Raw genomic sequence first — 22409 nt, 5'->3', positions numbered from 1 at the left:
AAACAGTACTCGCTCACCCTTATAATTCGCCGACACCGCACCTGCTGTCACGGAGAAATAACGCGTCGGGCTCACTACAAAAAAAGTGTAGCCAAAATAGACGAACCGGGTAACTCAGTCCGGACAGCCTGGGATTGGAATCCCAGGAATACAGGGGATTCCGTAGATCGTACTGGTCTCTGTTGGTGAAGGTGACGGCGAAGGCGACTGGGCTAACGCTGTAACCGTACCAATAGTCAGAGCTAGCAGCAGCATCACCGCTACTGCAAACCTTATAAGCCTCTGTGCTATCGGATTGAATGTCATGTCCGCAATCCCCACGTACTCGGACAGATTAGGCTTTCGCTAGTTTAGCACGACCCAATGGCTTGCGGAAGAGCTCGTTACAAAGCGCGCTGCCTTCTTCGTCCTAATAAAACAGCGAGCGACGCGATGATGGTCGTCGCTGTGACTAAGTGGCCACCAAGCGCAAAAAACGCGGGCACAAACACCACTCTGCTTTCTCTCTCCACAAAAACACCGACTGCAGCCCCAGACCACACCTCTCCGACCACACCTCTCGCCCGCCAGCCAGCATCGAATGGCTGGGGAACTACCCAACATCCCGGTCCCGGCACTCTGTAAGAAAAAGGGGTTTCCTTGGAGACTTTTTCGTCGGGATTCGCTTGGCACCCGGCGGACAACAGCTCTGGGTCGTCGCTTGCAACCCCTGTAGATTCCTGAACTCGCGGCAATTCGGAAGTAGGTCGGAATGCCGATACCGACCCTCCCGACCCATTTACGACGTAGAGACGAAGGTCGTGGTTGTCGATGATTTTGGTGATTCCTGCCTTCCGCTCTAAGAACTCGTACGCTAACCAGTCGGCCGTCTTCAGGACTACCACAGAGTCAACCCCCAACGGACGAAGGGCCGATGCAGTGTCGCTCAATACCGGCCCTGAGGCAATGAAATCGCGCACGTAGGAATCGACCGGATCAGACACTCCGAGGACAAAGCCAGGAAACTCGGCTCTGGTGGACTGAAGCACTTCTTTGGGGAAGAAGTCTTGAACAGGGTTGACATTCGTTCGCCCTCCGGTGAAGTCAAATGGGAGGTGCTGATGCCACGGAAAAACAAGCAGCTTTCCGTCTCCAGAAGGCAGTGCTTCCGCCGCCTCATACCACCCTGATGGGTAAGGCGACACCGAGATACTGCCTCGGAGCCCGAAAAAAAGGTCCGCCGAGAGCGCTACCGGAATCGTGAGAGCGGCCAATAGCAGCGCCAAACCCTCCGGCGACAGACGTCCCGAAAGCCGCCCCACACCACTGGAAAATTCCGGGCTCGACCCAGCTTTTGTACCAGAGTCACTCGTCGCCCAAAAAGATGCGATCCTCGAGACACCGAGCCCGCCTAGAGCAGCGTAAAAAAAGCACACCGGCACCAGAAGCTTCTGAGATTCCCTAAAGATCTGCCATCCAGGGATTCTTGGATATACCCACCCGAGTAAAGGGCCCACAAGCGGAGCCCTTTCGCCTAGAGCTAGAAACAAAAAAGTCACCGGAGATAATAGTGCAAACGCAAAAAGTCGAGGGTCATGTCTGTATACGACCACGAGCCCTGCGATAAAGAACGCTACCACAGCAGCAGACGCGAGCCACCCCGAAAGCCTCGAAAGAGTCGGAGGAAAAAAGTCCTGTCTGTAAAAGCCGACTAGCCGCACGACATTGAGGAATGCCTCCCACTGATCGTGTCCCCTCACCAAAAATGCCCGCCAATCCAGGTCGGAAAACTCCGCCCGTTTACCTGACTTCAAGAGCGCTGGGATTATCCACGTGGCGTTGGCGGACGACCACACTGCCGCAGCAGCAACGCTCAGAACGGCCTTGGGTCGAAGGCTCGCGCTCCAGCCCTTCCATCCGCCCCATTCTTTTTTGCCGCCTTCCCTCTCCCCGCGCCCATTCGTCCATCTGCTCGCGCCTGCCACACCAATTGCTAGCAACAGAGCGAGAAGTCCCATAACCGAAACCGCAAAGCTGGTAATCCCCAGAATGGCCGAGGATAAAGTGACAGGCCACAACGCAGAGCAACGGTGCTTACTTTTTGGCTTTTCGGGCTCGGCATGTTTTTGCCTGCCCGAGCCCGCTTCTGACATCACCAGCTCCATAGCAGCCACAAGGATCGTTGGAAAAAACGCGTAACCTAACAGGATGTGCCAGTGGCCGGCGAGGAAACGCTGGTAGACGAAAGGATTCAGTTCGTAGAGCAGTCCTGCATAAATGGCGCCGCCAGTAGTTAGTCCAGCTCTACCCAGCAATCTTCGTGATGCCCAGTACCCAGTCGTACCTGCCGCAAACGGAATTAGAAGCAACACCCCTTTTGCCACGAACTCTGCAGGGATTACCCGAGATATCAGTGAGATCCAGATGAAATCGGGGAGGCGCCTTCCGAACTCAGATCCCAAACCGTAAGCCTCAGGAGGAACCTTCATATGAGGCCCGAATGACATATCAAATGAAAACGGATAGCCCCGCTTTTGAAGGAGCGGGCGGAGTACTACAGCAGATACGATGGCGTAAACAACAGCAGGAGCCGCCGCCAGCAACCCTTTTGGTAAAAAGATTTTTTGAGTCCAGGGCAACTTTGGCATCGAGTTCCGAGGATGGCCTGTGGCATTCTCCTTTTGCACAGTCACATAGCCTCCTAAGGCAAAACTTCTATCCGCTCAGGTGATCGATACCGGCGGAGTTGCCTGTACAGTCTCGGAACCACGGCTCGGGAGTCAGATGAGAATCTTAGTGATCTGCGACAGAGACTGGGCACACCCACAAGGCGGTGGGGCTGGTATCAACCTTCGAAAGCAAGTCGAATACTGGATCGAGTGGGGCCATCGAGTAGACATCCTCACCGTGTCTTACCCTGGAGCGGTGCAAACGGAGACAAGTGACCGCTTACGAATTAAGCGGCTAGGCTCCAAGTACACCGTGTATTTTGCCGTGGCTGCTCAACTCATCCAGGGAGCGGCTAGGCAAGCAGATGTGGTTCTAGAGGTCGTTAACGGTGTCCCTTGGATGTCAAAGCTTGTTACGCGCAAACCCACGGTCGTCATGGTCCACCACGTCTGCCAGCAACAATACGAGATGGAATTCAAGGGTGTTGCGCGCGTTTTCGGAAAGTTCTTGGAGGCCAAGGTGATGCCCGCTGCTTACCGGCACCTGCCTTTCCTTACGGTATCGGAAACCTCTAAGCGTGAACTCGTGCAGCTGGGGATTCCGGAAGCCCACATTGAGGTCGTTCACAATGGAACCGACCACGCTGTCGAACCGCCCTTCGACAAGTACGAAGCAGCAATCCTAGAGGGTAATATCGACTTCAAGTCAGAAATCCCGACCTTGGTATACCTCGGGCGCCTAAAGCGCTACAAGCGAGTAGACCTGCTTCTTGAGCTTCTTTCGCCCCTCCTTCGGGCCCGATCTTCTCTTCGGCTAATGGTCGTAGGTGATGGTGATGACAAATGTCGGCTACAGTCTCTAGTTCGACAACTAGGCGTCGAGCGACAGGTGTCCTTTACAGGTTTTGTGGACAACCACACCAAGTTGGAGTTGCTGGCCTCAGCTTGGATCGCCGTAACGGCATCGGATATAGAGGGATGGGGGATTTCGACTATGGAGGCAGCAGCAATGGGCTGTCCAACAGTCGCCCTTGGTAAGTCAGGTTTGCAAGAGTCAGTGATCTCTGAGAGAACAGGATTTGTGTGCACGAGTCGTACAGAGTTTATGGAGCGCTGTGTCCGTTTGCTGGACGACATGCACCTGCGGCGTGCCATGGCACAAGCAGCCGCGCGCAGGGCACTCTCCTTCACATGGGGAGACGCTGCCAAAAAGACACTCGATGTCCTGACCCGAGCTTCCGCGGGGAGACTCCACGGTTCCTCTGAAAGCTTGGGCAGTTCGTTATAAACTTTCTCAGCACGATTCCGGGGGTTTTTGTGGCAAGTCCAATACAGGAGCCAGAAGCGCCAAAATCTGCAGTGCCCCAGCGGCAAGAGCCTCAAAGGCGTGAGAGGCCGGAACGCCCGCCGCTGAGGCCAGCTCGCGTTGGAGCCGTGCCGGTAAGGCGGGTACGAGAACCATTTACTTGGTCGAAGATCCCGTTGCCGGTGTGGCTTTTCGTCATAGCCGGTTTCGCCATGTTCACGCAGCTTCCGGGCGCTGTTGTTCCAGACACGAAGTTCGATCTGTACGTCGATCCGCTGTTCTTTATGCAAAGAGTTATATCCGGGTGGGATCCGGGGACTTACCTGGGATTCATTCCCCACCAAGCGATCTCATACGTCTTCCCAATGGGAACGTTTTTCTACTTGACGAGCGTCATCGGTATTCCGACTTGGATATCCCAGCGCCTGTGGCAGTCCCTCCTCTTGCTTATAGCAGGATGGGGCGTTGTATGCCTAATGGATACTTTGCGAGGAAAGCGACGCACGTCGCTTCATTGGGTGGCGGCCATCTTTTACATGTTCAACCCGTACGTAATGATGTGGCTCCCTCGCACGAGCGGCATGCTGCTGCCTTATGTGATGCTCCCGTGGCTTCTCAACTTCTTCATCAAAGGGATGTGGCGACCTCGGGGCTGGAAATATCCGATGCTGGTGGGACTGGCGTTCTTCTTAATGACTGGACTGAACGCGGCATCGACGATCTTCGTGCTTGTAGCCCCCGTGCTGTACTTCCTCTACCACGTGTACGTACTGCGTACTTCGACCTTCCGCACAGCTCTTCTCTACGCTGCCAAGTGCCTAGTGTTGATGGGACTGCTTTCAATATGGTGGCTAGTGCCTCTCCTCATTCAAGGCAAGCTGGCTCTCAACATCCTCACCTTTACCGAGCCAGCGTACTTCACCAATCTCACGTCCAGTTTTTCGGAGAGCATTCGCCTTTTCGGATTTTGGTTCTTCTACGGGGGTGACCGTTTTGGGCCGTGGTATAGGGGGGCATTGTCCTACCTGTCCAATCCGGTCTTGGTTATCACCACCTTTGCCGTCCCCGTCCTCGCACTGATCTCGGCATGGCTCATCCGATGGCGATACCGCATCTACTTTGGAATGCTCATGGTCGCCTCTGTCCTACTGATGGTTGGAGTGTTTCCGCCTCAGAAGCCAAGTCCATATGGCAGGCTGCTCAATTACCTTTACGACCACTGGCAGCCGGCGATGGCCTTCCGCAACACGTACAAAGCTGCTCCCATGCTGGCATTGGCTTTTGCGGCACTGCTTGCCGCTGGCGTCGAGTCCGTCCAGAAACGCATTGCCGAGACACGCGAAGTAAGGGGCGTGAAGCCGGGATGGCAACCTTACATTCCTATTGCCATCGTACTCGCCCTCGTCGTCGTAAACACCTACGGATACTGGACGTTCAGAGCGTGGGACCCCAACATGTCGGTCAAACACGGGATCCCTGAGTACTGGAAGGAAGCAGCGAAGCGCATAAACGGCTTCATGTTGACGGAATCTCAGATCCGCAAAGAGCAACCGACCGGAACCGGTGCCAAACAGCAGTCTTATCGGCTTCTCATGTTTCCGGGCCAACCCTTCGCTTACTATCAGTGGGGAGTCACCCTCGACGACATCAATCAATCGATGATCAAGCGGCCGACTCTGCTGAGGACGCTCGTCCCTTATGGATCACCGTACGGAGCTAACCTGACCGGTGCGCTGGATGGCGCCATCCAGCAAGGCACCTTGGAGCCCAATACGCTTCTCCCAATAGCGCGCTACTTGGGAGCCGGTGATGTAATAGTGAGGCACGACCTTGACTGGGCGCGTTGGGACACCCCCAGACCTGCTGTGGTCATAGACATGCTGGGGCGTCAAGGATTAGTCCCTGGTCCCGGAGGGGGGAAATTCGGAGAGCCTGGACAGTGGTCTCCGACGACCGACCGCTCTCAGCTCCGTTCTCAAGACTTCGGATACCCAGAAGTTGAGGCAAAGCTCGCGCCTCTTGAGTACTTCATTGTGCCAGATCCCCTTCCGATCGTAAGGGCCGAGCGTGTAGAGCAACCCCTGCTAATCTCCGGCGACAACTTCGGAGTATTGACGCTCTCCGCTTTTGGGTACCTGGATGACAACCCCCCCTTCTTCCTCTCTGCCTCGCAAACCTCGACCCAACTACAAGAAACGCTCAATTCCCAGCCCAGCGTGATCATCACAGATTCGAATAGACGCCGGGCATGGCAGTTCGGAGTAATCAAAAACAACTACTCCTATACCCTCGCAGAGGGGGAGGAACTTCGTCGTGGAGGCGTTGCCGATCGCAACTGGACAGTCTTCGACGAAGTCGAGGCTCCTAGAAAACAAACGGTCGCGGAGTTCAGGGGGGTGAAATCGATCAGAGCCTCCAGTTATGGATCATTCTGGTACGAGCTTCCAGAGAACCGTCCGGCCATGGCCTTCGATCGCAACCTCAACACAGCCTGGATGGTAGGGGGTCTCGGCAATCCCGTTGGTGCCCAGTTAGAGATCACCTTCGACGACAGGCGTACTGTCGACCAACTCACCATCTACCTCAAGTTCCAAGAAGATGGCCGCAATATTACGCGGCTCACCGTGATCCCGGATTCTGGAAGAGAAATACCCCTCGATCTGCAGCCTACCAATGGTCCACAGACTTTCTCTCTGGGCCAACCTGTGGATACTCAACGCCTACGCTTTAGAATCGACGGGATAAGTGCTACTGGGCGCAACGCTCGTTATCTTCCCCCGGTAGGAATTGCCGAGATCGACATCCCTGGCATCTACCCTCTTGAACTTCTCAGAACCCCAGATGACGTCTTCAGGCGAGCTCCCGGCGGAGATTCCGCATTTGCCCCTCTCAACCTTGGGTACGTGTTTCAGCGTGCTAAGAATCAACCCGGCGACTTCATGCGCTCCGATGAAGAAGCCCAACTTGCACGGGTCTTTTACGTACCAGGGCAGAGGGTCTTTGCACCCCTTGCCGGAGTTAGTCTATCGCCTGCAACACCCGATCCAACCGTCGACGCGTTGTTGGGAGTGAAAGGTCCAATATCAAAAGCCGCGTCTTCTTCAAGGTGGCTAGGAATGCCCAAGTATCGTGCAATGTCCGCGGTCGACGGCAATACCGAGACATACTGGCAGCCAGCTATTGGCTCGAAGATGGTCGGAGAGTCGATCAACATTGATCTTTCCGCTCCCACCCAAATATCGGAGTTCGACTTCGTGTTCAAAGAAGACGAGCTCCATTCGGGCATTGAGGAAGCGACAGTAAGTTTCTCCAACGGACAGCAAAAGACGTTTTCCTTCGAGGCGCCTCCTCAAGACAAGCTTGGACTACAGCACTACAAGCGAGTTCTAGACGCACCCGTCACCACGACGTCAATCACGTTCACGATCGACAAGATCAGAGAGCGCTTTACTGCCGACACCTCTCCTGTACGGGGAGATCCCAAGGCAATCCTCATGCCGACTGCAGTTGCAGAGCTGGGAATTCCAGGGCTCACCAATGCTGTCCCTGCAGATGACGCCGAGGTCGTTACACCTTGTGAGGCATTGGGCCCTGCGCCGAGCGAAGATGAAATCCGAACCAAGGGGGCCAGCGTAGTTCCAGATTCCACAATATGGGTCGACGGACAGCAGGTGCGTTTCCGGGCTGCCGCCAAAGTGGACGACTTGCTGAGCCTCCGAACTGTCCGAGGGGTGCCATGTAACGCGGCTGCGTCTATCACTCTCGGACGCGGAGACCACATGCTCCTTACGTCACCTTCTGGAGTTCTCCTAATCGACCGAGTCTCTCTGACGTCGATAACTCAGCCACCACCAACTACGAGACGCAACCTACCGCTCATTGAGGTGACGAACCACGGACGCTATAGCTGGGATCTCAAGGTGTCTGGTGCCACCGATGACCCCTACTACCTGATCCTCGGGGAAAACATCAATCCAGGCTGGCGGGGAAGAATTGTGCGTAGCGACGGGACCTCAGTTCCCATCGAACCCCAAGAACCAAAGCTTATAAACGGATACGCAAATGCCTGGCGGATCAAGCAGACCGGCAGCTACACGATCCACCTTGAGTATCGCCCACAACAGTTGATTTTCGTTGGAATCGCTGTCACGGCTTTCACGCTGCTCGTTTCCATCTTTGTGCTGCTCCAAATTCGCTGGGTAGAAGCAGCGCGGCGAAGAGCATTACTTGCGGCGACTGTAAGACGTGGCCCTCGCCCAGGTGGCCCTCCGCGTGGCCCTCGCCCAGGTCCGGGTCCTGTGCCACCTCCGGGCCCTGTTCCTCCACATGACAGAGGAGAGTATTTGGATACGAGGCCGCTGCCGAATCGAGAATCGGCTCCGGAGCCACCCCCTACTTCAGAGTCGGGGCCGTCGTCGAGCAGTAGTAATCACGATATGCAGGATTCTGCCGAAGATTCTGGACTACCTCCGCAGCAGCGGGGATAAGGAGGAGAGGGCTCAGGTCACGTCAGAGGCTGTACGACCCTAGTAGCAAAGATGAGAATTCAAGCGAGGCGTCTCGCAGTTTGCTGCGAAAAATAATTTTTGCAACAAGTCTTTCAGGCAACGAAGTTTTGCTAAGAACTGGAGGATCTCATGACGGAAAACGGCAGCGGTCAAGAGCCCGGGGGGCAGCCCCACCCGGCAGAGAGAGAACCTAGCTCGGAGGAGGAGAAGCAACTTCTCACTCCAGAAGAGCAGGCCACGCTTTCTCCTGCCGAGCAACGCGCGCTCGCCAGGAAGCGTCTCGCGGATCGAATTCGCGCCACGATCCCCGACGAGCAGCGGCGAATGACCAAGAGGGGCGCGGTACAACCTCGCGTGCCCGAGGCTTCACCCGTACCGCCAACTCTCCCTGTCGCTCCCCAAGTACCACCAGCATCTCCGGGTCAACCTTCTCCTCCTATAGCTCCCCCCGCAGCGCCGGCTAGGTCCGAAGATACGCCGACAACTGCCTCAAAGACCGGAGCCGGTGTCGAGCCTTCGGAAAGAGCTCCACGGCGTCGCCGGGCTGCACCCGAGCTTCCTGGCCGACGCATGCCTCCCCCAGGCATGAGACCGCCTCGTGGTACGCGGCGTCCTCCCCGCGAAGGATTACCCGTAGCACTTGCTCGACCCACGAACCTGCCAACCAGAGCGCGAGAGCCTGGAAAAGTTCATCCTATCGGGGTTGCGATACTGATTGGCATTGCAGTCGCGGTCGCCTACTTTTTCGCCGACATTTGGGGGGTTTTCTTCGTGCCTCTGCTACTCGTTTTACTGTGGAGAAAAGTAGACTCCCGAGAACTACTAGGGATTACAGCGGTGGTAGTAGCCTCGATACCCTTGATCATGGTGATCCAGGGTATCGATCTCAAAGGCAATATCGACTCCTCTTATGCCCTAAAGCAGATGCTTGCACACTCGGTAGCTGGAATAGCAATCGGGCTTTTGGCTACTGCTTGCGTGGTCGCTGCGGTTGACTGGCGTTATCGAGTGCTTCCGCTCGATCCAGCTGGCGACCCTAACGACGAGCCGGTATTGGTCTCGTTTCTTCCGAGCCGCAAAGGTCTACATGCTAGAGGTGTCGTCAAGGCAAGACCGATCAAACAAGAAGGTTCCACTACCTGAACTGTGCCTCTGGCTCGAGGGAAAGTGTTCAGGCTCCAGTGCTAGCTTCTACGCGACCGATCGAAGCTGCGATGCTCGCTAGCTCGCCTCGGCTCAAGAAGGACTGAAGATCCAAGCTGACCGGAACTCGCAAGTATGTCCTCTGAACATCCACGCATCACAGCTATCATCCCGACTTTCAACGAGGCGCACAAGATTGCGACCGCCATCGAGGAAGTGTCGAAAGCACTGGGAAGCGTGGGAGAGACTAACGAAATCATCATCGTAGACAACGCCAGCCCGGACCACACAGCCTCAATTGCTCGCGAAATATGTCCGCCTGGCACCAAAGTCCGTGTGCTTGTGAACTCGAGGAACGAGGGGAAGGGGTTTTCCGTAAGGCGCGGAATGCTGGAGGCTAATGGTGACTGGCGGTTTTTCATTGATGCCGACCTTTCGACGCCCCCTGACGAAATCCCAAGATTTTGGAAACTCGCTAGAGAAGAGGAGTTCGGAATCATAGTTGGATCTAGGTTAGCGTCGGGTGCCTCAGTTGTACGGCCACAGTCGCTGCCACGACGACTGGCTGGACAGGTTTGTCTGAGCGTCACGCGTGCGATCGTCCCAAAGCTTCCCCGCGATATTTTTTGTGGCTTCAAGTGGTTTCGCTCTGACGTCGCCGAGATACTCTTCTCAAGCCAGACCACTAAAGGATGGCTTTTCGATGCAGAGATACTGGGAAAAGCAGCAATGCTAGGAATAACGGTGCTTGAGGTCCCCATTCACTGGGAAAACGATCCCGACAGTAAACTGTCGATGTTAAAAGACCTCCCATCCATACTCAAAGAGCTTCTTCAGATCAGAAAATCGATACGATCTGCTTCTCGGGTCTAGGAATCTAAATGAGCGCAAGGTCCCTCAAAGAAAGCACGGTCTTGGTAACAGGGGCGGCGGGATTTATCGGGTCACATTTGACGCGAGCTCTCATGGATCTCGGCTCTGACGTCGTTGCGTTGGTGTCCGACGTATCCGCTCTGTACCCTCCTCGACTCGCCGACCTCACAGGAAAAATTCGGCTAGAGGACGCTGATTTGACCGATAGTTACGCCGTGGCTCGCGTCGTCAAACGAGTAAAACCTAACTACGTATTTCACCTCGGAGCCTTCACTCACGTGGGCCGTTCGTTCGATCGGGTATCCGAGTGCACAACCACCAACATCGAAGGTACTAGAAACATTTTGGAGGCACTCGCGAGCCATCCCCCGACAAGGCTCGTCTATGCCAGCACCAGCGAGGTCTATGGAGACGTGGACGTGCCGTTTCGGGAAACGGGCCCCGTCAACCCTGTATCCCCCTACGGCGTCTCAAAGTACGCGGCAGAGCGACTCGCTTTGATATACAAGGACGCCTACGGCATCCCCACGGTGGCAATAAGACCGTTCAACGCCTTTGGGCCCATGCAGAGCCCCGATCGTATCATCCCTGAAACTATTGCCAGGGCACTTCGGGGACTACCCGTCGAAATCACCGAAGGTGTACAAACCAGAGAGTTCAACTTCGTTTCCGACATCGTCGCCGGATTCATAAAAGCCGCAGAAGCCGATGACTCGGTGCTCGGAGAAGTTATCAACGTGGGCTGCGGCCAAGAGCGATCGATGAAAGATGTTGCCTCTACAGTGCTGGAACTCCTGGGAAACCCGGTCGAGCTCAGAGTTGGTGCGCTTCCCTATAGGCCGCGGGAAATCTGGCGGATGTACTGCGACAACTCCAAAGCCAGAGAGCTGTTGGGTTGGGAGCCGCAAATCTCCTTCGAGGCAGGGCTGGTTCGCACGATCGAATGGTACGAGTCCGAGAGTAAAAAACCGGATTCTCCGTTTTTTCCGTCAGCTCTTTGTCTGTAGCTCGACTTTCCAGGAAAGTCGGGCCACGGAAAGGATTGCTTCGCCTCGAATCTGGTGGTGGCACCATAAGCCGCCCGCCCATCCCTTCTTGCAGGCGAAAGGAAGGCCGCCACCACAACATCCCCATTTGGATTCTCTCACACGAAAAGATGCGGTATGCCCTCTACTACCGGAAAGAGCCGTCCACACTCGCCGCACGCCAACGTACCTTCTCGCTTGTTCTCCGATACTCCGGATCTATCGAGCTTCGAACGATCAGCAGGACACACGACCAAGTCAATTACTCGTGGATACGGCCTTCTTCCTCTAACCGACAGTGAGAGCGCTCTCCATGTGAGCCTGAAAACTGCATCCACTAGCCCAGAGTTTGGTGCCCCTTCCTCGGGCTTGACGACCAAGAACCCGTGCTTTAGCAGCCACTGCTCGTCATCGAAAACAGATCTTTCTGCAGTTCCCTTTTCACCGGTGGGGAGTGAGAGATAGTGGACCTCAAAGTCAATCTTTCCTTCCCAGCGGTACATCACAAAAAATCGCTCCAATCTTCTCCAAAAGACCGCCCAGAATCCTCGATCCTTGTACAGCGTATCGTGGGTGAGAGCCTTGATTCCTTCGTCAAAAACCGCGTTCTGTTTTTGCTTGAACACCAGACGGTCGCCGCGCTGCTCAACAAACCACCTGTGATAGGGAGGGGAATCCAGTTTGTCATAGGCTTCGTCGGGACACTCTATGTACCCTGCCTTACCCACACGTGACAGCTCCAACATCACTCTGTCGGGACGGTCGACGTGTTCAAGCAGATGCGAGGCGACTACGAAATCGAACGTTTTGTCGGAGAACGGCAGTGCCTCCGCATCGCAGGCGACCACCGGCGCCGACAGTACCGGTTTCTGACCCCAAATGCGATTGGAGTCGTCCAGCAAAAACTTCTCTGCGAGTACATCGGCACGAGGAAAAGGAGAGTTCCCAGATCCGACATCAAGTACTAAACCGTCGATGCGGCGTGCGCCCGAGATCTTTCGACGGTAAAACCAGTACGAGTGCCAGATCAGGTGACGCATCCTCGTTTGGAATGTGCTACCTAATCAACCTCAATTTGAGTCATCGGCCCTTCCACCGAGGCTCTCGCTTCTCTACGAAGGCCCTGGGGCCCTCTAGGAAGTCTTCCGTACCGACCACCGTGGCTGTCGCCCTGGCAGACAACTCCCAGCCACGGTCCTCCTCGGAAGCTAGAAGCGATTCGACAACAACCCTTCGGGACTCTCGTACAGCAACTGGTGCACACTCTGCAATTGCTCCAGCCAATTCCATGGCCGCCGACATTACTTGGTCCGCCGGGACAACCCGGTTTACCAAACCCAACTCGTAAGCTCTACGTGCCGATATCGGCAGACCAGTGAGAATCATCTCCATTGCCACCGAAAGTGGAAGCCGCCGTGGGAGGCGGAACAGCCCACCCGCAGCTGCGATCAGGCTCCTGCGCACCTCGGGAAGACCGAAGCGGGCATGCTCGGCAGCTACAATCAAATCGCAGGCTAGGGCAATCTCACACCCTCCCGCCAACGCATCACCATTTACCGCCGCAATGATCGGCTTGGTTCTGGATCGTTTGGTGATCCCCGCGAACCCACCTTCGGCCGTCCAGATCTCCTGCATTCTTCCGGCAGCTATCGCCTTTAGGTCAGCTCCAGCCGAGAAGGCCTTATCACCGGCGCCGGTGATAATTCCCACCCAGACATCATTGTCTTTTTCGAACTCGGAGATCGCAGCTTCAAGCTGTGTGGAGACCTCGGGACTTATCGCATTGCGTTGGTCTGGACGGTTTATTGTCACAATACGGATTCGACCTTCGGTGGAAGATTCGACAAGCGCCATTACAAGTCCTCCTGTTCATGTAGAGCCTAAGGCGGTAAAAGCATAGCTTGTAAATATGGTTTCGATTTCAAACTCGCTGTAGCCAAAAGCTCGAGAAAAGCTTCAGCTGATCACCTCTCAGGCCCCGAGATCGGACGATATTCTTGAGCAGGGATGGAAACAGGCAACGTTGATTCTTTAGAAGAGCGGTACTTTCGAGACGACGACTTCTATGTAGCCCGTCCGGAGGACGACCGCCGCACCGTAGTAGAGAAGACCCAAGAAATCCTGCGGGCCTATCCACTGGTTCGGGTATGCATCCTACTTTTTTGCTTCGCGTTTGTATTCCGTGTCGCGTACAACTTCCACCTGGGCAACTACCTCATCGCTCCAGAGCTGAGAGACATGTACGACTACGACCAAGTCGCTCGCTCATTGCTGGACGGAGGTGGATACTCTCGTCCATGGGCCGTCACCAACGATCGCGGAGAAACAGCTGTGGAAATAAGAACCACGATGTTTCGACCTCCGCTATATACCGTCGCACTGGCCTCTGCCTACTCCCTAACAAACCGCAATCCGCTGATTGCCAGGGTTCTGTTGTCCTCTATAGGTGCGGCCACGGTCGTCGCCATTTTCTTGGTCACTAGAAAGCTTTACAATTCCCGAGTCGCTGCTGTCGCCGGTATCGTCGCCGCTGTTTATCCTCCTTTTATAGCGGCCGACGGCGTCTTGTACCCCGAGGCCCTCTTTGCTTTTCTAGCTGTAACCCTCGTCTACGTTCTCTTGCTTTTGCGAGAAAAGCCCGCGCTCTACCGGGCGACGATTGCTGGAGCGCTAGTTGGGGCACTGGCCTTGACACGAGCCGAAGGGGCGGCCTGGATCCTCCTACCGATCTCTTTTGTCATGGTGTCGATCCAGCGGCTGTCGATTTCGAGACGGGCAATTTTGGCCTGCTGCGCGATAGCTGCCGCTCTGGTCGTCTACACACCCTGGCTCCACCATACGTGGTCGAACTTTAGAACAATCGCCCCTTCGAGCTCGCTGGGGACCCTGATAGCCGGAGCCAACAACCGAGTTGCCTACTACGACAGGGTCTACACAGGGTCGTGGTACTACGGTGGCATCTCCAACGATCGACGGACTCTCTACGAAGTGCGCGATCCCCGTCACAACGAAAAGATAGTCGACGACCTCTTTACGGCCAGAGGGCTTCAGTACATGCGTTCACACCTAGAACGTTTACCCTCGGTCGTGCTCGCTCGGATACTCAGAGGACTCGACTTTTGGGATCCCTATGTTACCGCTCGTTTAGAGGAAGGCTGGGGCAGGCCCACCTGGATCACGTACGCCGGAATTGCCTTTTACTTTCCTCTTCTCGTTTTCGCCGTCTATGCAGCATGGCGATCGCAATACCGGTGGAGAGAATTTCTACCGCTATATCTCATGTTCGCAGGATTTGTCGTCTTATCGGCACTGGCATTTGGATCATCCCGCTTTCGCCTCACAGCCGATGCCGCAATAATCGTATTTTCATCGTCGATCCTATACGGCCTCACAAGAACAGCGGTGATCACAAGAAAGACATCCCTGGGAGAGTTACTTGACGCCATCGACACAGGAATCGAAGATCCCTCCTCTGAACCGGAGATTCCCGAGGAAGTAATGAGAGCTATCAAGCTGAGGGCCCAAAGAGAAAAACTTGCTCAGAGTCTAGGGTCTGAAGCGCTCGCAGTCCTTCACGAAGGAGAGGACATCCTTGCTGCTGCGGGGCCGCCAAATCCATCCGCGGACCCAGCCGAAAATCGTCGTTCAGATAAAACTCGAACCTTCCTAAGAAGCGATGCCCTTGACCCCCATGAAGGATTATCGTTGGGATCTGATTCGGTGCAAACCGTCGTGTCCAGCGAAATACAGCTCACGGAGTACAGCCGGCTGGACTCGAAAACCGGGGTGATTAGCTTGGATCTTCCTGCGGACAAGCAGGAAGATACAGAGTCATGACAGGAATTCCTTCGTCATAAAGACTCTCCTCCGCTCCTCGGGCCACTCGTCATAAAACTCTTTGAGGGTGGCCTACCCCGAGAGCTTCTCCAGGTCTGCTTGCTTTGACCTAACTGCTTCTGCGGCTTTATGGAGGGCTTCGTATTCCGTGTCTTCTAGGGGAATCTCGACGATCTCTTCGACTCCTCCCCGGCCCAACCTCGCAGGCACACCTAGGTACACACCGCTGATACCGTACTCTCCTTCGACCCAGGCACACACCGGGAGAACTTCCTTTGTGTCTTGTACAACTGCTCTCACCATCTTCACTGCAGCCGAGGAGGGAGCGAAGTACGCCGATCCCGTCTTAAGGAGGGCTACAATTTCTGCACCTGCATCTCTGGTCTTGGCTACCAGCTTTTCGATCTGCTCGGGGGTTGCGATCTCACGAAGTGGCTTTCCCGCTACTCTCACTTGGGACGGAACCGGAACCATCGTATCTCCGTGAGATCCCAGCGTAATTGCCTCCACCTCCGAGGGTTGCACGCCGAACTCTTCGGCGACGAAATGCCGCATCCTGGCGGTGTCCAAAACCCCTGCCTGGCCCATAATTCGTTGCTTCGGAAAGCCACTGACCTTGGCTGCCAAAGCAGTCATCTCGTCCAAGGGGTTGGAAACAACGATAATCACTGCGTCAGGGCTGAACTCCACAAAACGCCTTACAACGTCGGATACGATTTTGGCATTCGTCTCCAGTAGATCCATCCGGCTCATTCCAGGTTTCCGGGCAACCCCGGCCGTTACGACACAGATGTCAGAACCTGCCGTAGCTCCGTAGTCGTTGGAACCTCTCACCACCGTGGTAAAGCCCTCGATTGGACGCGACTGCATGATGTCGAGGGCCAGCCCCTGGGGAAGTCCCTCGACGATGTCCACCATGACTACTTCGTCAACTATGTCAAGCTCTGCAAGACGCTGTGCCGTAGTCGAGCCGTATTTACCGGCCCCGATAATCGTTGCTTTCATTTCGATACCACCTTGCCCTGATCGACCTACCTAAATTCACAGTGCTCCAACTACAGATCGCTAATAGTCCCAAGAAGCAGGAAGGGGTGCACACCTGGGGCTCTACCTCCCCAACAGAACGAGCTTCAGTAAGCTTTCGCCACGACCGCAGTATAAGCAGCCTCGTCTCCGCAGAGTAGACAGTACCCCCTTCGTTGGTTCAAGATACCGGCAATCTTGTTGTCATAGCCTGCCTCGGATAGCTCCGGGGAATCAATGCAGCGCACAGAGGCTGAAGCTTCATCTGCGAGACGGTCTTCGCATCGTCTCTCTCCACAAATTGGCATCACGTAAAATCCTGGATTTTCTTGGATGGCCTCCAAGAAGTTGTTGAACGAATTGGGGATATAAGTCTTTTCCTTTCTGAACTTGTCGCTTTCTTTGAAAAGTGCGTCTTGGGCTTCGCGTAGCAAGGTTTCGACGGTGTCTTCGAGCCTATCCAGAGGAGCTCTCAATTTCTCCCGTTTGTCCCGCCTAACCAGCATTACAGAAGAAGACGCGAGATCCCTCGGACCAACCTCGACCCGTACAGGAACACCTTTTATCTCCCAAGCGACCGAGCGCCATCCAAAACTCTGATGCAGCTCGGTATCAACCTTGACCCTTATTCCTCGGTCCATCAGCGAATGGGCGATTTGGTGAGCAACTTCAGTCGGTCTTGGATCCTCGCTGGCGAGAGGCACCACTACTACCTGAACGGGAGCTATGGCTGGCGGAAGCCGGAGCCCAAAGTCGTCGCCATGAGCCATGATCACTGCGCCGATCAAGCGGGTCGAAACACCCCAGCTAGTCTGCCACACGTGGTGCCGGCTTCCATCCTCTGCCGTGTAGACGATATCGAAGGCACGAGCGAAATTTTGACCCAACTCATGAGAGGTGCCCATCTGAAGTGCCTTGCCGTCTTGCATCAACCCCTCTAGTGTGTACGTTTTGTCCGCTCCGGCAAAACGCTCCTTGGGCGTTTTTTCCCCAGTTATCGCCGAGATGGCCAGACGGGAGCGGATGAACTCTCGATAGACTCCCAGCATTCGAAGGGCCTCTTCTCTCGCTTCATCGCTGGTCGCGTGAGCCGTGTGCCCCTCCTGCCATAAAAACTCGGTGGTTCTCAAGAAAAGGCGAGGCCGAAGCTCCCACCGCACCACGTTGGCCCATTGATTAACGAGAACCGGAAGGTCGCGATGACTCTGAATCCACTTCGAAAACATGTAGTTGATAACTGTCTCCGACGTGGGTCTAACCACTAGAGGCTCGCCTAACTCCTTTCCGCCACCGTGAGTCACGACAGCCAGCTCGGGACTGAATCCCTCGACATGTTCCGCTTCTTTTTCCAAGAAAGATAGGGGGATAAACAAAGGAAAATAAGCATTCTCGTGGCCAGTTTCTTTGATTCTTTCGTCGAGCTGCCTCTGGATCTGCTCCCAAATCCCGTACCCGTAGGGCCGTATGACGATAGTCCCCCGTGCGGGGCCGCCTTCTGCTAGTTCCGCGTGAGTAATAACGTCTTGATACCAGCGGGGAAAATCTTCGGATCGCTTAGCAAGAGCGGCCATTGAGTACCTCTCGCTTCCTATTCAGGCGAGACGAAACCCGGGTCCCGAGTTAGCGTCACGGATGGGCATGGCAGGAGTGTAGATGCTTCGTTCAACGACGATAGGCTGTGGCGAAATGGCGGTTATACCGCCCGCAGATCCGGACACCGACTTTACGTACGTCGCAACGTCATAGGAAACGACAACGTCGTTTATTCGGAGAGATCGCCGCGTTCCAGGAAGAAGGCAGATCGGCGTCGCCCTAGGATCCGGTACTGCCCCTGTCGAGGTAAGGTAGACGACATCCGCACATGCGGCCTGGGGGCCTGGGTTTGCCAAAAGCACCCAGGTCTCGAAACCTCCCGAGGTGGCCCCCTCTACTGTGAGCCACTCCGTGCCCCCTTCTTGAACAGCTTCCGCAGAGGAAGAACCTTTACCCAGAACAGGATGATTGTTGTACATCGCCCTCTCGACTACGACTGGCCTGGCAGCTGTGGCCACTATAGAACCGTCAGATCCCGCAACCGAGGTGACCTTTGTAGCCACCTCGAAAGTGGAGGTAAACGCACCTAGGTTCAAGGACCGTCGGGAGAGTGGGGCCAGACACAACGGAGTAGACGGGCCATATACATCGTGCGCTCCCCACAACTCCAGGAGCGTCACCGTCACGCACGCTGGTTGCGATCCCTGGTTAGAAACCAGGATCCAGGTCTCGAAACCGCCAATAGTAGCGCCTTCGGCAACAAACCAAGATGTTCCCTGAGCCGGAAGGGCTGGAGAGGCAGTAGCTCCGCTTCTCGTTGGACCCGAGGTATAAGTGGCGCGTTCAACCACAACAGGCACGTCCGATGTGACCTTCGTTGCGACGTCGAAACTGGATGGAACGACGGAATCAGCGAGGACCGATACTCTTCGCCCAGGAGGTACGGGTACTCGCGAGGTTCCTACCACTCCACCGGTGCTCAAAAAGGCTACATCCACAGTGGCGACCCGGAAGCTCGGGTTCGCTATTAGAATCCAAGTCTCGAACTCCCCTGCAGTAGCTCCTTCGGCTGCATGCCAAATCGTCGAGGGCTCGGGGGCTCCCTTTGACAGGTGCGAGCCGAGCTTCCCTGGGACACCCGAGTACATTGCTCTCTCAGCCAGCACCTTTCCCTCGAGAGACTCCACTACGCTCCCAGCGAAGTACGTCCTGACAAAAGTTCCTAAATTCAACGACAGCCTCGATTTGGGACCCACCGAAAAAACGCCGGCTCGTACAGGACCACCATCGGTCAGAAGCGTAATGCACGCCGACCCTGATGCGTTCGTCGGGTTGGCGAGGAGGAGCCAGGTCTCAAAGCCGCCAGCAGTGGCACCTTCTGCAAGGTAGCTAGACAAAGGCGCGTAATCGTAGGGGGCTGCGACACCGGTACCTCCCAATATCTCGGAGGCGGTAGTCCCAACCAGCGTTGTCTCGGACCCACCGGCGACCGGAACAGCGCGGATGTCGAGTCCAGTAGATACGTCCGCGGCCACAAAGTACACGAGAGAGCCATCAGCCGAAAACCGGGGACGAGCCTTGTAGAACAATCGGCTAGAAGTCAAGACAACCTCGACACCGGTTGCTATGTCTCGTAAATACACTTGTGCCGAAGATCCTGACTTGTCGCTGACGTACACGATCTTGGAGCCGTCAGGCGACAGGGATGGGTCTGCTCTATTGTCTGTTCCCCCGGGAAATAGCTCCGCGACCGGACCACCAACAACGGCAACGGTATAGAGTCTTAAAGTTCCGGTGTGCGAAGAGGAAAACACAATAGCGGAGCTGTCAGGGGTGAAGGTAGGACTTGTCCGGTCTCCCACCCCAAAGTTTGTGAGCCTTGAGAGGCTCGAGCCGTCGGCGTTCATTACGTAAACTTCCGGGCTCCCCGAGCGATCCGAGATGAAGGCAACCTTGGTCCGTCCGCCGAGCTCTCTCCCGAGCGCGGGTGAGCGGTCCGAGAATGACCCTGCGGGATCGGGTGATCGAATTCTTTTGCCTTGCCCATCGACATTGATTGTGTACAGCTTGTCAAAGCCGGATTCGTTGCTCGTGTACCAGATAAGGGTCCCATCAGGATCAATGACGGGATCTTTTTCATTCACACCGCTGAATGTCACCCGTTTCGTCGACCCACCCTGTCTCAGATATATCTCCGAGTTTCCGCTGGCATCCGACGTGTAAACAACCGAGTCCAACCGACAAACGGCCGAGGGACGAGTCGTCGTGCTTACGACGTTGGAAGGTGGAGAATCCCCACCCAAATTAAACGCGACCGCCCGATAGAAGTACTTGGTGGAGCCTTCCAATAACGAATCCTCAAACCTAGTCGCGTTGCTTCCCACGGTTCCTACCACCGTGTACGAGATTCCATCCAAAGAACGCTCGACTCGGAAGCCACTTTCCGAACTCGACATGTCGGTCCAGGTAAGTTCTAGTGCGGTAGCTCCGACGCGGCTGATTGTGAGGCTAGTGGGCGGTTCGGGCGCTGCAGGACTGGGCGTGGTAACCGTTGCTTCGTTGGAGTACGATGAGAAGCCCGCCGAGTTAGACGCTCTGACTCTATACGTATACGTGGTCAAGGGTATGAGAGCAGTATCCGTAAAACTCGTAATGTCGGCACCTATGACTGTTATTTCCTCAAAAATCCCCGATGTTTGTCTTCTTTCTATCCTGTAGGAGTCCTCGTTCGCTGCGTTGTCGATCCAGTCCAATCGAACACTGCTAGGTCCCAGCGCCGATGCCGTGAGACCAGTCGGACTTGCGGGTGGGAACCCCCCTGTCGTAGTAAGGGTTATCTCGTTGGAGTAGGCGGAATTAGCCTCGGTGTTAGCGGCTCGAACTCGATAGACATACTGAGCCCCTGGGACGAGGCCGGAGTCAGCAAAAGAAGTAACGTTGGCTCCAACTCTTGCCACTTCGGCATAGGATCCGCCCGCTATCTTACGCTCGATTTTGAATAAAAACTCGTCCGAGCTGTTGTCGTCCCAGGCGACCCCAGCAGTTGTATCGCCCACAGATACTTTGCGAAGGTTCGAAGGGGGTGGGGGAGGAGGCCCTGGGACAAAGTTCCCCAGCGCATTAGGAGATGGTTCCGGCGTTAGCGGAGTCTCCGATGAATAACCAAAATATACGTCAAGATTGCCGTCGGAATCGGGCCACGCGGAGGTGAATGTTCCGGCGGTTTCGTAGGCTACGTAACGCCCGTCTCCCGAGATAACGGGGTTCGTAGCGTTGTCGTTTAACTGCTCTCCCGATCGCCAAGAAACTATGGCGGTTGAAGATGCTGCTGTGTCCCTGACGAAAACGTCTGCAAAAATGTTGTTATCGCCGGGTACTACGACTGCGCTAGAGGAGTGAAAGGTAACTCGCTTCCCGTCATAAGACATCGAGTCTTTAGCTGCTACCGATTCCACCGGATCCCCCCTCCACGAAAGCCCCACTCGCGTAGTAACTCCAGCTGACATATCTCGTACAAATACATCCGAGGTATCTGGAAGATCGCCTGCCACCAGATTCGATGCGAAAGAGGTAAACGAGACGCGCGACCCATCAGCCGACACCGTAGGAGCATAAGAGTGGTTGTCGGTGGACACGGCAGGGTTTTGCGGAACCGACACCCGAGTGATCGTGTCGGATAAAAGATCCTTCAAGTAAATGTCTTTGAATGAGGATGTGTCTGCTGGATCGAGGTTGGTCGCGCTAGACTCGAAAGCTACGTAGCGAGCGTCGAATGAAAGAGCTGGGTTTTCGGAAGCACCATTAGCTTGAACCTCATCCGGCCTAACCGAGACTCTTTTTGTAACCCCTGCCTGCCGGTCCCGTACGAACACGTCCCACGTCCCATTGGTGTCACCGGGGGCTAGGTTGTTTGCAAACGACGCAAAAACCACATACCGGCCGTCATAAGAGATCTTGGGAGATCCCGACGCAAAAATTGCCTCGTCCCCTGCGCTGTTCACAGAAACTCGCTCTGTAATATTGGTTTGCATGTCCTTTACGAATACATCTTCGACGCCGTTCGTGTCGCCAGGCACGAGGTTAGAGGCCGCCGAAGTAAAAGCGACGTAGCGCCCATTGCCGGATATCGCCGGCTGCCTGGAGTGGTCGTTCGCCTGGGTTCCGCTCGAGTCGACCGAGACGCGGACAGTAGTTCCTATTTGCCTGTCTTTGACGAAGATGTCTCTTTTAGAGTTTGTATCCCCAGTTACCAGATTGGATGAGAGAGAAGAGAACGCGACGAACCGCCCATTCCATGAGACCGATGGTTCCCCCGAGTTTCCATCGGTATTGCCTCCTCCTGAAGCTTGAGAAATTCGTTCTATGGTAGACCACGTCGCCGCGCCCATGGCTGGGGTAGATACAACACCTAGCCCGTAAACAGTCACGCCTACGGCCAGTACAAGAATGACTAGTCTCTTAAAACTGAGGAGGTTCCAGTCGGTAGCGGTCAATTTAGCCGTCCGGAGAGCGT

The 22409-nt window shown here is 55.3% G+C and carries 12 protein-coding genes; 6 read left to right on the top strand and 6 right to left on the bottom strand.

Features of this window, described 5'->3' with window-relative positions; translation table 11 throughout:
* Positions 1–383: 383 nt before the first annotated feature.
* Complete coding sequence (locus C4318_06180; protein ID MER3454732.1) at positions 384–2672, bottom strand: hypothetical protein; 2289 nt, start codon at positions 2670–2672, stop codon at positions 384–386.
* Positions 2673–2763: 91 nt separating this feature from the next.
* On the opposite strand from C4318_06180, the gene C4318_06175 reads away from it, so the two are divergent.
* The 5 genes from C4318_06175 (at position 2764) to C4318_06155 (ending at position 11485) form a co-directional block, all read left to right on the top strand.
* A complete protein-coding gene (locus C4318_06175) occupies positions 2764–3936 on the top strand; it encodes a hypothetical protein (GenBank protein MER3454731.1) in 1173 nt (390 codons plus the stop codon).
* 200 nt (positions 3937–4136) lie between these two features.
* Positions 4137–8441 carry a hypothetical protein gene (locus C4318_06170; protein MER3454730.1) on the top strand — a complete coding sequence of 1435 codons (4305 nt, stop codon included), beginning with the start codon at positions 4137–4139 and terminating at the stop codon, positions 8439–8441.
* A 150-nt stretch (positions 8442–8591) separates the two neighbouring features.
* Positions 8592–9605, top strand: a complete 1014-nt coding sequence (locus tag C4318_06165; protein ID MER3454729.1) for a hypothetical protein — start codon at positions 8592–8594, stop codon at positions 9603–9605.
* 135 nt (positions 9606–9740) lie between these two features.
* Positions 9741–10478 (top strand): hypothetical protein, encoded by a 738-nt coding sequence (locus C4318_06160; GenBank protein ID MER3454728.1) that lies wholly within the window; start codon positions 9741–9743, stop codon positions 10476–10478.
* A gap of 8 nt (positions 10479–10486) precedes the next feature.
* The gene (locus C4318_06155; GenBank protein ID MER3454727.1) at positions 10487–11485 is read left to right on the top strand and encodes an NAD-dependent dehydratase; all 999 of its coding nucleotides are present in this window, start codon (positions 10487–10489) and stop codon (positions 11483–11485) included.
* A 137-nt stretch (positions 11486–11622) separates the two neighbouring features.
* Here C4318_06155 and C4318_06150 read toward each other — a convergent pair whose 3' ends face one another.
* Together C4318_06150 and C4318_06145 are read right to left on the bottom strand one after the other, a co-directional pair.
* Positions 11623–12543 (bottom strand): hypothetical protein, encoded by a 921-nt coding sequence (locus C4318_06150; GenBank protein ID MER3454726.1) that lies wholly within the window; start codon positions 12541–12543, stop codon positions 11623–11625.
* A gap of 40 nt (positions 12544–12583) precedes the next feature.
* Complete coding sequence (locus tag C4318_06145) at positions 12584–13357, bottom strand: enoyl-CoA hydratase (GenBank protein ID MER3454725.1); 774 nt, start codon at positions 13355–13357, stop codon at positions 12584–12586.
* 153 nt (positions 13358–13510) lie between these two features.
* Here C4318_06145 and C4318_06140 point away from each other — a divergent pair, with 153 nt between their 5' ends.
* Positions 13511–15340 (top strand): hypothetical protein, encoded by a 1830-nt coding sequence (locus tag C4318_06140; GenBank protein ID MER3454724.1) that lies wholly within the window; start codon positions 13511–13513, stop codon positions 15338–15340.
* 72 nt (positions 15341–15412) lie between these two features.
* Here the strand turns inward: C4318_06140 and mdh are convergent, their stop codons facing one another.
* The 3 genes from mdh to C4318_06125 form a co-directional block, all read right to left on the bottom strand.
* On the bottom strand, positions 15413–16351 hold the full coding sequence (mdh, locus tag C4318_06135) for a malate dehydrogenase (GenBank protein MER3454723.1): 939 nt from the start codon (positions 16349–16351) through the stop codon (positions 15413–15415).
* Between the two features lie 119 nt (positions 16352–16470).
* Positions 16471–17934, bottom strand: coding sequence for a proline--tRNA ligase (locus C4318_06130; GenBank protein MER3454722.1), 1464 nt, complete (start codon positions 17932–17934; stop codon positions 16471–16473).
* Between the two features lie 21 nt (positions 17935–17955).
* A complete protein-coding gene (locus tag C4318_06125; GenBank protein ID MER3454721.1) occupies positions 17956–22323 on the bottom strand; it encodes a hypothetical protein in 4368 nt (1455 codons plus the stop codon).
* Positions 22324–22409: the final 86 nt, after the last annotated feature.

The organism is Acidimicrobiia bacterium, from assembly GCA_040289475.1.
Classification (GTDB): Bacteria; Actinomycetota; Acidimicrobiia; order ATN3; family PSLF01; genus PSLF01.
The sequence above is the reverse complement of the archived record's forward strand: the minus strand, read 5'-3'. Positions and strand labels throughout refer to the sequence as shown.